Source organism: Paenibacillus foliorum, assembly GCF_013141765.1.
Taxonomy (GTDB): Bacteria; Bacillota; Bacilli; order Paenibacillales; family NBRC-103111; genus Paenibacillus_S; species Paenibacillus_S foliorum.
In genome coordinates, this window is record NZ_WHOD01000027.1 from 100,251 (window position 1) to 115,087 (window position 14,837).

Annotated in this window: 11 protein-coding genes; all 11 read left to right on the forward strand. The window is 43.5% G+C overall.

Features of this window, described 5'->3' with window-relative positions:
• Nucleotides 1-11 precede the first annotated feature (11 nt).
• The 11 genes from GC093_RS07360 to mgrA all read left to right on the forward strand — a co-directional run bounded on the left by GC093_RS07360 (nt 12) and on the right by mgrA (nt 14,787).
• Nucleotides 12-929, forward strand: coding sequence for an ABC transporter permease (locus GC093_RS07360; RefSeq protein ID WP_171651222.1), 918 nt, complete (start codon nt 12-14; stop codon nt 927-929).
• A gap of 13 nt (nt 930-942) precedes the next feature.
• A complete protein-coding gene (locus tag GC093_RS07365; protein WP_171651223.1) occupies nt 943-1,830 on the forward strand; it encodes a carbohydrate ABC transporter permease in 888 nt (295 codons plus the stop codon).
• Nucleotides 1,831-2,120: 290 nt separating this feature from the next.
• On the forward strand, nt 2,121-3,074 hold the full coding sequence (locus GC093_RS07370; RefSeq protein ID WP_171651224.1) for a uroporphyrinogen decarboxylase family protein: 954 nt from the start codon (nt 2,121-2,123) through the stop codon (nt 3,072-3,074).
• Between the two features lie 52 nt (nt 3,075-3,126).
• Nucleotides 3,127-4,455: a Sapep family Mn(2+)-dependent dipeptidase gene (locus GC093_RS07375; RefSeq protein WP_171651225.1), complete on the forward strand. Its 1,329-nt coding sequence runs from the start codon at nt 3,127-3,129 to the stop codon at nt 4,453-4,455.
• Nucleotides 4,456-4,496: 41 nt separating this feature from the next.
• On the forward strand, nt 4,497-5,696 hold the full coding sequence (locus tag GC093_RS07380; RefSeq protein WP_171651226.1) for a trans-sulfuration enzyme family protein: 1,200 nt from the start codon (nt 4,497-4,499) through the stop codon (nt 5,694-5,696).
• Between the two features lie 1,324 nt (nt 5,697-7,020).
• Nucleotides 7,021-8,742, forward strand: coding sequence for a sensor histidine kinase (locus GC093_RS07385; protein ID WP_171651227.1), 1,722 nt, complete (start codon nt 7,021-7,023; stop codon nt 8,740-8,742).
• Between the two features lie 45 nt (nt 8,743-8,787).
• Nucleotides 8,788-10,368 (forward strand): response regulator transcription factor, encoded by a 1,581-nt coding sequence (locus GC093_RS07390; RefSeq protein ID WP_171651228.1) that lies wholly within the window; start codon nt 8,788-8,790, stop codon nt 10,366-10,368.
• Nucleotides 10,369-10,512: 144 nt separating this feature from the next.
• Nucleotides 10,513-11,862 (forward strand): ABC transporter substrate-binding protein, encoded by a 1,350-nt coding sequence (locus GC093_RS07395; protein ID WP_171651229.1) that lies wholly within the window; start codon nt 10,513-10,515, stop codon nt 11,860-11,862.
• Between the two features lie 84 nt (nt 11,863-11,946).
• Complete coding sequence (locus tag GC093_RS07400; RefSeq protein ID WP_171651230.1) at nt 11,947-12,858, forward strand: carbohydrate ABC transporter permease; 912 nt, start codon at nt 11,947-11,949, stop codon at nt 12,856-12,858.
• A 3-nt stretch (nt 12,859-12,861) separates the two neighbouring features.
• On the forward strand, nt 12,862-13,716 hold the full coding sequence (locus GC093_RS07405; protein WP_171651231.1) for a carbohydrate ABC transporter permease: 855 nt from the start codon (nt 12,862-12,864) through the stop codon (nt 13,714-13,716).
• A 72-nt stretch (nt 13,717-13,788) separates the two neighbouring features.
• The gene (mgrA, locus tag GC093_RS07410; protein WP_171651232.1) at nt 13,789-14,787 is read left to right on the forward strand and encodes an L-glyceraldehyde 3-phosphate reductase; all 999 of its coding nucleotides are present in this window, start codon (nt 13,789-13,791) and stop codon (nt 14,785-14,787) included.
• Nucleotides 14,788-14,837: the final 50 nt, after the last annotated feature.

Below are 14,837 nucleotides of genomic sequence, written 5' to 3' on the forward strand. Positions count from 1 at the left end.
GCCTGTAAGAGATGAGGCTTGTTTCGAGGTCATTAATGGATAATATCGTTAAACATCCGATTCTGTATGTAATGGCGCTTCCGGTTCTGCTGTACTATGCCATTTTTCATTATTTTCCGATGTATGGCGTCATTATCGCATTTCAGGATTATGTTCCTGGCAGAGGCATTGCGGAGAGTGACTGGGTTGGGTTGAAGCATTTCAAAGATTTTTTGAGCGATGTGTATTTCTTAAGAGTGCTGAAAAATACGATCGTTATCAACCTGTATTTACTTATATTCGCCTTTCCCTTCGCTATTATTTTTGCCTTATTGCTTAATGAGATTGTCGGTCAAAAATTTCGGAAATTAACACAAACCGTCACCTATATGCCGCACTTTATTTCGGTCGTTGTTATTTGCGGTATTATGCTTGATTTCACCAAATCCACTGGTCTTATCACTCATATGCTGCATGTTTTATTTGGAATCGATCCTGTAAACCTGCTGAGCAAAGTAGAAATGTTCAAGCCTTTATTTGTTGGGATGAGCATTTGGCAGGAGTTCGGCTGGGAATCGATTATCTATTTTGCAGCTATAGCAGGCGTCAATCCATCTCTCTACGAAGCAGCTATGATAGACGGAGCCTCCCGATTCAAAAGGGCGATCCATATCACCATTCCGTCCATCGCACCAACGATTATTATTTTGTTGATTCTGAAGATTGGAAATTTATTATCCCTGGGCTGGGAAAAGATCATCCTTCTCTATAACCCGATGATTTATGAATCGGCTGACGTTATCTCCACCTATGTTTATCGACGGGGCTTAATTATGTTTGAATACAGCTTTGGTTCCTCCGTTGGTTTGTTCAACTCGATTATTAACTTTATCTTGCTAATAACTGCGAACTACCTAAGTAGAAAATTGAATGAAACGAGTCTTTGGTAGAGGGGGACGGAGGATGGTGGTAAAGAGTACAGCAGGCGAAAAGCTGTTTAATGTGCTAAATATTTTATTCATGATACTGCTAATGCTAGTAACTATTTATCCGCTTTATTATGTGATCATCGCGTCGCTCAGCGATCCTCGCATGCTGATGAAGCATGAAGGGCCTCTATGGACGATCCTTGGACAAATGAATTTGAGCGGCTACAACATTACATTATCGAATCCCAATATTGCTGTCGGGTTTAAAAATACGTTTTTTTACGTCATTGTAGGGACTGCTTTAAATTTGCTTTTAACGTCCTTTGCTGCGTTTGTGTTGACAAGAAAGCATTTTTACATCCGAAATTTTATGATGAAGATGCTTGTTATCACAATGTTTTTCAGCGGTGGGCTGATTCCTTTGTTTTTTGTAGTTAGAAATATGGGGTTATACGACACCAGTTGGGCGATTATTTTGCCGTATGTGATCAGCACCTACAATGTCATTATTATGAGGACGTTTTTTCAAAGCATACCGGAGAGCATGGAAGAGTCGGCGATTATCGATGGAGCGAATGATTTTCAGGTGTTTTCGAGAATCATTATGCCGCTCTCCAAGCCTGTTATAGCAGTTATAGCTTTGTATTACGGTGTAGGGCATTGGAATGCCTGGTTTTCCTCGGTGCTTTTTTTGAGAGACCGGGAACTGTATCCTCTGCAGATGTTTCTAAGAGAAATATTGATTCTAAACTCCAATCTGGGCTCAGGTGAAAATCCTTCAGAGCTTCTGGAAGCGAGCTTTTCCAAAGAATTGGTGAAATATTGTACGATTGTCATTTCAACGGTTCCGATCCTGTTTGTTTATCCCTTTTTGCAAAAATATTTTGTCAAAGGCGTAATGATCGGAGCACTTAAGGGTTAGTTGGAGTCTGCCTGACGAAGGCCAAAACTGTGAAAATTTATTCATTGAAGCTGTTATTACGAGAAAGGGATGGCACTCCACCGCTCTAGTAATTCAAGTTGTCTTTAATTTACCTTGCGGTAACAACTTAATTTCAAAGGCGGTCGTAAACTTTCCGTACCATTCCCTTTCCCTTCATAACCACATGAATAAATATTCACGTAGATCGAATCGTCAGACAGACTCCTAACCCCGTTATTAAAATGGGCTTTAATGTAATAAAAATAATATAGCGAAGGATCGTGATTAGATTGGATAAAAAAACTAGAGTTCTTAATGCACTTAACAAGCAAGCAGTAGACAAGGTTCCTGTTGGGTTCTGGTTTCATTTCTCTGGTGAAGAGGCCAAAGGGGAAGCATGCATAAAAGCGCATGTTCAGTATTACAAGGATAGCGATATCGATTTTATCAAAATTATGTGTGATGGTTATTTCGCTTTTCCTATTAATGCGGAGATCAAAGAGGCAGCAGATTGGCGTAAATTGAAGCCGCTCGGCAAGGACCATCCTTATATCAAGGAGCAGGTTGAACGGGCAAAAGGGATCAGTGAGAGCATCAACGGGGAGTGTTGTATATTTTACAATGTGTTCGCGCCTTTCTCCTGCATTCGGTTCGGAACTTCAGATGAGCTTGTTATGAGGCATTTGAAGGAGGATCCGGAGGCTGTCATGTATGCATTAGATGTAATTGCTCAGGATCAGGCTATGCTGGCAGAGCTTATAATCACAGAAGGCCAATGTACGGGAGCTTATTATTGTTTGCAGGGTGGCGAGATGGATCGTTTCACCTATGACGAATACCGGAAGTGGATCACTCCAAGCGACAGATATGTGCTGGACCATGCCAATACATTCAGCGATAACAATATGCTCCATTTATGCGGTTGGGCAGGGATTAAGAATAGGTTGGAATGCTGGCAGGATTATCCGGCAAAAGCTTTTAACTGGGCTATCTATGTGGAGGAATTAGGCTTAAAAGAGGGGATGGAATTCTTCGGCGGAAAAGCCGTCTTAGGCGGATTCGATAATACCAAGGAAGGTCTGTTATATAGCGGTGTGAAGTCGGATGTAGAGCAATTCACGGCTAATTTAATAAAGGAAACGGCTGCCACAGGGGTTATTTTAGGAGCGGACTGCTCACTCTCTGGGGATATTGATAGGCAGCGAATTAAATGGGTTGTCGAGGCAGCTAAAGCGGTGAAGTAACCTAACATTGGGAAAAGAGCATTAAACCCAGGTGAGGAGAGAGGAAATAGCGATGCACATTGGACATTCGGTTCGGCAATATGAGAAGGAAATGGTTCATCACTTGCGCCGGCTTATTCAAATACAAAGTGTAATGGAAGAAGCAAAGCCAGGGATGCCGTATGGCGAAGGAGTGAACCGAGCCCTGCATTATATGTTGGATCTGGCTTCAGAGATGGGGTTTCAGACGGCTCATGTAAACGGTTATACAGGGCATGCCGAATTTGGCTCTGGGGACGAGATAGCTGCTGTTGTAACCCATGTGGATACGGTGCCCATCGGAGACGGGTGGACGTATCCTCCATTGTCGGCAGAGATTGTAGACGGCAAAATCTATGGACGGGGTGCGTCGGACAATAAGTTTGCGGTTATTGCCGCGCTGTACAGCCTATATGCACTTAAGGAGGCAGGGTATAGCCCGGAGCGGCGAATTCGCGTTATCTTCGGAACGAACGAAGAGAATGGCATGCACGATTTGGACTATTATTTCGAGCAAGAGCAACTGCCGGACTATGCGTTTGTTACCGATGGGGGATATCCAATTTCGAATGCTGAGAAGGGAGTTATCACTCTGTCGTGGATACAAAAGCTCGAAGCAGGCGGCAGTGCCAACTGGATCCGGATCGAGGGCGGAGATGCTGCTAATGTAGTACCTGACCTGTGCCATGCCGAGGTGCTTGGGGATGACGGTCAGCAGCTATTATCGATGGAGAGGACAGGGAAGTCGTCTCACGGAGCTTGGCCGCATAACGGGATCAACGCTATTACTCAGTTGATCGAGGATATTACGGCTAACCCACTCTGTTCAGGACTGGCGGCGGAGCCGTTCCTGCGGTTTCTGCAGCAGCGAGTCGGGAAGGAGCTGGACGGAGCATCTCTTGGTATCGCTTTTGAGGAAGAGATACATGGTCGCGTTACCGTGAACTTGGCTAGCATTGCTGTAAACCGCGAGGAAGCTAGAGTTACGTTGAACATCCGTTATCCGGTGTCGGCGAAGGGGGATGAAATCATCTCCCAACTTACGAAGATTGCCGGAGACGCCGGGTTGGAGACTGCGGTTAAAGCTTACATGCCGGCCTTGTATATGTCACCGGACCATCCGTTAATCGGGATGCTGAGCCGTGCTTATGAGACGGTGACAGGTGACCCGGCCGTACTGAAGTCCATGGCGGGAGGTACTTACGCGAAGAAGCTGCGCGGGCGAGGAGTCACGTTCGGGCCCTCCTTTCCGGGATCGCCAGGCACTAATTTCCATCAAGCAGATGAAAATATCGGAATCGATCAACTGATGCGTCATGCTGAGGTTTGTACGCAGGCGTTATATGAGCTGTCGAAGAAATAGCAAATAACAAAAGTCGGAATTACCAGAAAGGGGGTATTCTCTTGAACTCGCAAAAGAACCCTTTACCGTTTACATTTGTAGCTCACGATAAGCATGATGAGAGGCATCAAGGGGCTGTTTCGATCCCCATTTATCAGAATACGTTATTTTCTTATGCCAAAAGCGATGAGCCGGGGCATTCCTTTAAATACAGCAGGATGGGGAATCCGACTGTACAGGAATTAGAAAAGCGATTGGCCGCACTGGAATACGGTGAGAAGGCTCAATGCTTCGCTTCCGGTATGGCTGCTATTTCTGCGGCTATATTATCTACCGTACGAACGGGTGATCATATCATTTGCGTGGATCAGGTGTATTTCGGTACGAGAGAGTTTTTGGAGTTTTTCTTGACCCGGTATGGCGTAGAAGTAACCTATGTGGATGGAACGTCCATAGATAAAATTACGGAAGCCATTCGCGATAATACAGCTCTTATTTATTTGGAGAGTCCGACCAGCTACTATTTCCAACTGCAGGATTTGGCTGCCTGCGTTCAAGCTGCGAAAGCGCGAAGCATTAAAACAATCATTGATAATACATGGGCCTCTCCTTGTTATCAAAATCCGTTACGGCTGGGCATCGATCTGGTTGTTCATTCGTTAACGAAATATGTAGGTGGACACAGTGACGTTCTTGGTGGCGCCGTGATTGGATCATCAGAGCTTATTGATCAATTAAGCCGAATCGACCATCAGCTGTTGGGAGGGGTGATGACTCCTCATACGGCTTCCTTACTGCTGCGCGGAATGAGAACTCTTCCTTTACGGATGGAACGCTTAAGTCAATCAGCACAGACAATGGCGGAATATTTCAGTACAGTTCCGTGCATAAAAAAGGTCAATTTTCCGGGGCTTTCCGCACATCCTCAGCATGAGCTCGCCCTTTCACAGATGGGCGGTTACGGCAGTTTGATGTCCATCGAGGTAGAGGGTACTCTTGAGCAGGCCAAAGCTTGGGTGGACCAGCTGGATTACTTCAGAATTGGCCTCAGCTTTGGTGGGTACGAAAGTCTGGTGCTAGTGGTAGGCTTGGTGCCAGATGCAACGCCGGAGCGTCCAATAAGCTTAATTCGGTTGAATATAGGATTGGAAGACCCAGCTGATTTGATTGAAGATGTGAGCAGCATTCATTCTTTTTTTCAGCAAAAGCAAAGTCCCGGCATTTTGGATACGGGATTTGATTTTAACATAGCCAGCGTATAAACAATGTCCTCGAAAAATCGGCCGGGCCTTAGATCCCGCACCGATTTTTCGTTGTTTAGGAATGCAGGCGAAGCTGGTTTTCGTGAATGTGGAGGCTTCATTCGGAAGCAGCTGGAACCCTTCGTACTGTTTTACTTCACCAGTTGGTTCGGCAGGCTAGCTAGCTAGAGGAACAAGGATGCGCTATTTGGATGTGCACACGTGAACATTCTAGTGAAACGGAACTACGATCACTTATTTGCTTGGAATGTAGCATTACAGCCTATTGTAAACGGAAATAACGCATCGTAGTTCCCTCGCTTCAAGAATTCGAGGGGTTGCGAGACAAATAAGGTATCGACGTTCCGCTTAAGAGCAAAAGCAGGAAGCAAGGGCAGGAGCAAGTCGATCTTTGAGAAGGTCTACAATGTAACCTCCCTCGGGTGAAGCTACTGGATCGAAGACCGATTAGAAAGCAAGGAAGCAGAACCATGGTAGCAGAACATGGAAGCAAGAAGCAGTAAGCATGGGAGCATGGAATAGGGAAGCAGGTAGGGAAGGTAAGTAGGTAAGCAAGTAAGCAGGGAAGCAGGTAAGTAAGTAGGTAAGTAGGTACGAAAGAAAGCAAGTAAGCAGGTAAGTAAGTAGGTAAGTAGGTACGCAAGAAAGCAGGAAAGTAGGAAACGGGCAATTAGGTATGTAGGTAAGCAAGAAATTAGGAAAGCGGGAAGCAGGTAAGTAGGCAAGCAGGCAAGCAGGTAAGAAGGTAAGAAGGTAAGTAGGTAAGTAGGCAAGCAGGTAAGTAGGTAAGTAGGTAAGTAGGTAAGTAGGTAAGTAGGTAAGTAGGGAAGCAGGTAAGCAAGTAAGTAGGCAAGCAGGTAAGCAGGTAAGCAGGCAAGCAGGTAAGCAGGCAAGCAGGTAAGTAGGTAAGTAGGTAAGTAGGTAAATAGGTAAGTAGGTAAGTAGATAAGTAAGCAAGTAAGCAGGGATTTAGATAAGTAAATAAGCAAGGCAACTACCCCCAAAAAAGTAGAACAAGAGAGGGAACGGGTGTGGGGTGGAGGAGCGTTAGCGTCCGCCTTTGAAGCTCGTGTTCCCACCGCTGCAAGCCTACTAATCAAGGAACACGACTTCAACAGCGGCCGTAATCCCACACCCGATTCCCTCCCAATGCACCAACGTATGGGTCAAGTAAGTAACTTGGTTTATCAATTAACTTGGTCTAACAAGTAACTGGCTTTAGATGACCTTCGACCCAATTTCCTTGTCTAAAAATGTGTTTTCTTCAGGAAATTAGCGATCAACCACTCGAGAGGCTATGGTATAATTTGACACAGGTGATCCTATGAGAAACTTAAAAATCAAACATAAGCTGTTCATTTTTATCATCTTTGGAGCTTTTTTGACCAGTTTTCTCGGCTGGCTATTTGTTCAGCTTTCGCAATCGTTGTACGATAATCTGATCTATCGAGAAACAACGGATAAGTTTCACCTGTTCTCACAGCGAATCGAAGAAAAGCTGCTGAATATAGATAAACTATCTCTATCCATCATGTCTGATGCAGACGTCCAAAAGTATTTGAAAGAAATCAAGACAGCCCCCGGCACCTATGAGTCCTACTATGCAGCCAATGAATTAAAGAAGAAACTGCTTACCTATCATTTATTTGATTATGCGGTCTCCTCTATTACCATTCTTGATACAAATAATAACTCCCATGGAGTCGGGCTAAATGTCAAAACCATCAACTCCAGAGATATGGAGAGTCTACGAGAAAAAGCTTCCGAATACAAAGGAGCCAGCGTCTGGGTAGGTGGAATCCTGCAGGACGACGCTTTTTTCTCTCTTCGTGAAATCCGTGAGATCGATGATTCCAGCATGGAGCCGCTCGGGACTTTATTGATTAGGACCTTTTCAGACAAGATTATATATGCATCACCGAGTGAAACCCGATATTACGATTCCACGCTGCTCATTGTATCTGAAGGTAAGGTTATTTATCCGGGTCAAAGCCCGATCAGCTATCAGGAGCAGGATTTACTTTTTAATGATGTAAATAATTTTAGCTTGATCACCTTGAATAACCAGAAATATCTTGCAGCCCATTTTACCCTTCAATATACGGGGTGGACCTTCATTCATCTTGTGCCGTATGGGTCCATTTTCAAAGATACGTTTATTATGAAAATTGTATTGCTATGTCTCTATGCCATTGTTTTGCTGATTATTCTGTTGGTTGGTTTGCGATTCTCGAAAAGTATTACCCAGCCGATCGAAAAGCTAACGAAAAAAATTACGGTAGTAGAGAAGGGGAATTTCGAAGTCGATAAGCTGGAATTTCCAGAAAATCGGGATGAAATCGGTCAGTTAAGCCGTAATTTCGATAAGATGATAGATAAATTGGACACATTGATCAAAGAAAATTATGTGAAGCAGATTATGCTTAAAGACGCCGAATACAACACGTTAAAAGCTAAATTAAACCCGCATTTTCTATATAATACATTGGATTCTATCAATTGGTTGGCGAGAATGAATGGACAGCAGCAAATTTCAGGTATGGTTAAGGCACTTGGAAATCTGCTTCGAAGTACGGTGAATGATAAGGAATTTATTACGCTAAAGGAAGAGATCAGTAATTTATCTAATTATATTTACATTCAGCAATTCCGATTTGAAGACCGCCTAGTTTATCATATGCAAATAGAAGAGCATCTTCATTCGTTGTATATTCCATGTATTATTTTGCAGCCTATCGTTGAGAACAGTATCAAATATGGGGTAGAGACAGCTTCGGAAGTTTGTGAGATAACCGTGTACGCTGAGGAGCTGCCTGATAGACTCGTGATTATTGTCAAAGATACCGGTCCAGGAATGGACGCTGAATATTTGAATAAGCTGGAGCTTAATGAGATAACGGCGAAAGGCACAGGTATTGGATTGAAAAGCATAAATGAAAGGTTAAAAATTTTATTTGGCGAGCCCTATGGCATTAGTATAGAAAGTGAGCCGGATAAAGGCACCATCATTAAAATCTCTATCCCCTATACAAACCATGTAGCGTAGGACATTCATTCTAGGTGGCAAACGACAATAGGTGAGGTGTTGAAATTGATCGATCAGAGCTATAAGGTGTTTGTGGTAGATGACGAAAGAATTATACGAGAAGGCATCGCCAAATTAATTGATTGGGATCAATTGGGACTAGAATTTACCGGCTGCGCTCCTGATGGGCTATCCGCCTATGATCAAATGTCAGCTATACGGCCGGATATCATCATAACGGATATCAAGATGCCTCGAATGGATGGACTGGAGCTGATCCAACAAACGATGAAGCTGCTGCCGTATGCCAAGTTTGTGGTTCTATCAGGCCATGGGGAATTCGAATTTGCCAGTAAAGCGATGCAGCATGGGGTCAAGCATTATTTGTTGAAGCCTTGTGACGAAGTGGACATAACGGATGTATTGCAGCAGGTTATAAGTGAATTGGATGAGCAGAGAAATAGGATAAGCTTTTATCAGATCATGGAGAATCAACTGGCTGAAGCGTTGCCTAAAGTAAAGGAGCAGCTTCTAAGAGACTGCCTGCTGAACCGAACATTTTTTAAACATGAGATGGAGCATTATAAAAAGATTCTGCACATTCATGATGAGAAGGTAAGATTGATTTTGTTCCAACTGGAGGCTGCCTTTGAATTTGTCGAATTATATGCGCTTAAAAATATTTCCGAAGAGCTGATCCAGACCCGCAATATTATGCTAAGCACGATAGTAGGAGATAAGTTTATAATCTTGCTTGAAGATATGGAATTACAGGAAATTGTAAAGATGACAACGAAAATTAAAGAGGAATTTGAGAGCAAATATAAAATTGATTTGACCTTGTCGATCAGTAATCCTTGTACGTTCGAGGATATCCCCAAAATATATTACGATGCGCAGCAATATTTGAAATACAGGTTTTATCTGGGTGAGAGCAGTATTATCACAAGTGAAGAGGTTGATCTGGAGCTGTCATCCACCCAAACGGAAATGGTGAATTTGAATTATCACAACATCGTAATGGCAATCAAAATAGGGAATACGGAGGATCTTAAAGACGAGTTGGCTTATTTTTTTGATAAGCTGCGCGAATTTCGATGTGAAATTAATATGGCGATCAGCTACTGTATCGAATTGATCACTACTATTGTTAGACAAACGATGCCGGATAAAATCAACGAGAACATTCCCAAAATTGTTCCTATCCTTGAGATGAAAACATTGGAGGAGATTCACCGATATATTTTTGGCGTTTCCCATGTCATAACCAAAGAAAACTACGAAGTATATTCACAAAAAAACCGTATGCTCGTTCACAGCATGGTCCAGCATATTCAAAGCAATTTGGGGAATGAGGAGCTATCGCTGCAGTGGCTTGCCAAGCATTATTTTTATATGAATGTTGATTATTTGGGGAAGCTGTTCCGAAAAGAGATGAACGAAAAATTCTCCCAGTATGTAACGAGAGTCAGAATTGAGTGGGCCAAGGAGCTCATGACGAATTTCAACAACTATAAGGTATACGAGATTGCGGAACAAACAGGGTTTGGCAGGGATTCGCAGTATTTCAGCAACCTTTTTAAAAAGTATACAGGCTATACGCCAGTAGAATATAAAACAATGATAAAGCATGACACTCATTACTGATTTTCAAGTAAAAAGTGTCTGTTTTTTTTATTATCATTTGATTGGCTACCAAGTAAAATTAACTTGAAAATGCAAATAGGAGGGGCCAACCTGTTTCATTCTCTCAGGAGTGATTTTAGAAAATTCAAGATGGGGAGTGTCGTTATGCAGAAAGTTACGTTTCTCTGTTTGACTGCTTTATTGACATTATCGTCCACGCTCGCCGGATGCTCACAAGGATCAAGCACCAATGCCGGTGAAACCAAGGGCAAAGAGCCAGCTGCTTCTCAGCCTAATACTGCGGCTCCAAAAAAGAATGACCCCGTCACCTTAAGAATGACTTACTGGGCAGGCTCGCAATTGACTGTCGATAAGAACAACGCAGTTATTGAGCTGTTTCAAAAGGCCAACCCGAATATAAAAATAGAAGCGGAATATTATGCGGGTGATGCTTATAATGACAAAATTAATGTACAAGCGGCTTCAAATAGCTTGCCGGATATTGTCCGTGTAGACTACTCACAAATTCAGAACTATGTAAATAAAGGTATTTTGAAACCGCTGGATGATTACATCGCCAATAAGACCATCGATATGACCGGTGTAGCGGAAGTTAATATGAAGGGCGGTATCATTAACGGGAAAACCTATGGCATTAACATAGGAAACAATGCTCTTGTTATGTTCTATGACCCTGAAAAGCTAGAGAAAGCGGGTGTTAAAGCCCCGGGTCCAGATTACACTTGGGATCAATATGAGAAGGACTTACAGACGATCAAAGACAAGCTGAACATATATGGCGATACCCATATGATGCAAAGTCATTTCGAAGTATGGCTCAGACAGCAAGGCAAATCCTTTTATAATAAGGCACAAGACGCTCTTGGCTATGATGATGATAAATTGTTCATAGATTATATGAACCTTCAGCTTAAATGGCAGAAGAAGGGCATTATAAGCCCAATTGGCGTTGAGCTTGAAGTCAGAGGCTTAGAAGACGGTCCGTTTCCTAAGGGGCAAGCGGCATTCGGCGGATTCTCCTATTGGAGCAACCATGCGGATATTATGGAAACCCAGCTCAAGAAGCCTCTTGGCTATGCCATGTACCCGGGATCAGGCGACGGTAAGGGGATGTATATGAAGCCTTCCTTCTTCCACGGGATTGCAGCTTCCTCCAAGCATCCTGAGGAGGCGGCCAAGTTTATCGAGTTTTTCACAAACAATTTGGATGCGGCCAAATCACTGAATGCTTATTTCGGAATGCCGTATCATCCAAAGCTCATTGCGGGTATGCAGAATAGCTTCAGCGATACTCAAAAGAGAGTGTCCCAGTATCTTCAAGTGGTCGAGAAGCATTCAAGCGTCATCGATCCTCCTGCTCCGGTTGCCGGATCGGAGGTAGGTAAAATATTTACGAACATTCGTGCCGAGGTATTCTACGAGAAGATTACCCCGCAGCAAGCAGCAGAAAAATTCAGAAAAGAAGCAAATGCAGTGTTGGCTAAGAAAAAATAATGGAATACATGAGATAAGCCATAGCTGTATAGGGTTATGGTTTATCCCCAGATTTATCCCACGACACAAACGAGGTGATGGAGCTTGAGAGGAGTCGGCAACAAAACATTCTGGAAATCCGACAATACGGCGGGGTATGTATTTATTTTCCCTTGGTTGTTTGGTTTTCTTGCTTTTTCCATTATTCCGATAGCCGCTTCGCTATATCTCGCTTTTACCAAATATGACATCCTTTCTCCTCCGGAGTGGGTAGGATTGGACAATTTCAAAGAGATGTTTATGGAAGACTCCCGCTATTGGATATCGGTTAAGGCAACGCTAATCTTCGTTTTCACTGCTGTACCCTTGCGTCTCTGCTTTGCGCTCGCCGTAGCGCTGCTGCTGAACATGAAATTAAAATTTCTTGGATTTTTCAGAGCCACTTATTATTTGCCGACTTTGATCGGAGGCAGTGTTGCAGTGTCGGTCATGTGGCGGCAGCTCTTCGGTGCTTCGGGTGCCTTTAACTCCTTTTTGGAGTCATTCTTTGGAATCACCGAGAAGGTTTCGTGGATCACCCATCCTTCAACGGCTCTTCTGTCGCTGATCGTTTTATCCGTATGGCAATTTGGTTCTTCCATGCTTATTTTCCTTGCTGGCTTGAAGCAAATTCCTGCGGAATTATACGAGGCGGCTCAGGTGGATGGTGCCAACGCATGGCGGAAATTCAAAGACATAACGATTCCCCTATTGACGCCGGTTATCTTTTTTAATCTGGTTATGGGGATTATCAATGGATTCAAGGTGTTCACCGAGGGTATGATCGTAACCGGAGGAGGGCCCTTTGATAAGACGTTGTTCTATGTGCTGTATTTATATGAGAAATCATTCCGTTATTATGAAATGGGATATGGCTCATCTATGGCATGGGTTCTGCTGCTAATGATCGCTTTCTTTACGGCCGTCGTGTTCAAAACATCTAAACATTGGGTTCATTATGAATCGAAGGGGGAATAGAGCATGAACAGCTCAGCAAAAACAATCAGGCAGTCCGGACGTATTGTTGTTCATGTTTTTGTTACTCTATTTGCCTTCGTCATGATCTACCCTGTGTTATGGATGCTATCCAGCTCCCTGAAGGATACTACTGAAATTTTTACTCATGCGCATCAATTAATTCCTTTGAAATGGAACTTTGACAACTATGTTAACGGATTTAAAGGGTTCGCTGGCATTTCTTTTTCTGTCTTTTTCAAAAACTCCTTTATCATCACCATTCTTTCTGTAATCGGGACCGTAATCTCGTCTACCATGGTTGCTTACGGGTTTGCCAGAATTCGCTTCAAGTGGGCTCCCTTTTGGTTTGGCTGCATGATGCTAACGATGATGCTGCCAGGCGAGGTATTGATGATCCCGCAGTATATCTTTTTTCATAAAATAGGATGGATTAATACGTTTTTACCGTTGATTGTCCCCGCTTTTTTCGGAGGAGCGTTCTTCATCTTTCTAACTACCCAATTTTTAAGAGGGATTCCCAAAGAATTGGATGAATCGGCTTATATCGACGGATGCGACAAATATCAGATTTTTATCCGGATCATGGTGCCTTTGCTTGTCCCGGCCATTATTACGGTATCGATCTTTAAGTTTTATTGGACGTGGGATGACTTCTTCAGTCCCTTGTTATATTTAAATTCGCCCAAATTGGCGACGGTTTCCTTGGCTATTAAGAATTTCTCCGACCCTACGATGAAAACGGATTGGGGAGCCATGTTCGCGATGTCTATCTTGTCTTTGGTTCCCATAGTCGTTGTATTTTTCGTTTTTCAAAAGTATATCGTCGAAGGCATAAGCACAACAGGCTTGAAGGGATAGGTAGGCAGCCATAAAGTGAGTGATCCAAGGGAATTCTTTGAACAACCTCTTAAATGAAGAAAAGGAGCTGTGATGATGACAACTTATGTACCGAATGAACAAAGATATGATTCGATGGTTTATAACCGCTGCGGGAGATCGGGGCTGAAGCTCCCGGCGGTTTCATTAGGGCTATGGCATAATTTCGGTGATGTCGATACTCTGGCTAATGCCAAGTCGATGATCTGCCGTTCGTTTGATTTAGGAATTACTCATTTTGATCTGGCTAATAACTATGGACCCTCTGCAGGCTCCGCCGAGGAAACCTTTGGTAAAATTCTCAAATCAGACTTGGCTGCTTACCGAGATGAAATGATCGTATCCACGAAGGCAGGTTATTATATGTGGCCCGGACCCTATGGAGAGTGGGGCTCTAAGAAAAATATGATATCCAGTCTTGATCAGAGCTTGAAGCGTATGGGACTCGACTATGTGGATATTTTCTATTCTCATCGCCCTGATCCTAACACACCTATGGAAGAAACAATGGGGGCACTGGATCTAATCGTGAGACAAGGAAAAGCGCTCTATGTTGGAATTTCGAATTATAGCGCAGAACAGACCAAACAAGCGATCCAGATCCTAAAGTCACTTGGAACACCGTTGCTGATTCATCAAGCTACCTACTCCATGTTTAATCGCTGGGTTGAGAATGGATTATTGGAGGAGCTGGAGGAAGGCGGAGCGGGCTGCATCGCCTTTAGCCCATTGGCTCAAGGTGTGCTGACCAACCGCTATTTGGATGGGATTCCTCTGGATTCACGCGCAGCAAGCTCGAACAGTCCATTTCTTAAGGAGAAGGATATTACCGAGGAGAAATTGAACAAGATCAAGCAATTGAATGAGATTGCTATAGGTCGCGGGCAAACCTTGGCACAGCTTGCGCTTGCCTGGGTACTGCGTAAGGAACGTGTTGCCTCCGTTCTGATAGGAGCGAGCAAGGTGAGTCAGATTGAAGATAATGTGGGTGCAATTAACCGATTGGAATTAGATTCGACTGAAATTGAACAGATTGAGACGATTCTGCGTTAAATAATAGCTTCAACAAAAAATGGCTGAGCAGGGAAAACCTGCTCAGCCAG

Coding starts and splice junctions, on each gene's coding strand:
- GC093_RS07360 (WP_171651222.1), top strand. CDS start 12: ATGAGGCTTGTTTCGAGGTCATTAATGGATAATATCGTTAAACATCCG.
- GC093_RS07365 (WP_171651223.1), top strand. CDS start 943: ATGGTGGTAAAGAGTACAGCAGGCGAAAAGCTGTTTAATGTGCTAAAT.
- GC093_RS07375 (WP_171651225.1), top strand. CDS start 3,127: ATGCACATTGGACATTCGGTTCGGCAATATGAGAAGGAAATGGTTCAT.
- GC093_RS07385 (WP_171651227.1), top strand. CDS start 7,021: ATGAGAAACTTAAAAATCAAACATAAGCTGTTCATTTTTATCATCTTT.
- GC093_RS07395 (WP_171651229.1), top strand. CDS start 10,513: ATGCAGAAAGTTACGTTTCTCTGTTTGACTGCTTTATTGACATTATCG.
- GC093_RS07405 (WP_171651231.1), top strand. CDS start 12,862: ATGAACAGCTCAGCAAAAACAATCAGGCAGTCCGGACGTATTGTTGTT.
- mgrA (WP_171651232.1), top strand. CDS start 13,789: ATGATGACAACTTATGTACCGAATGAACAAAGATATGATTCGATGGTT.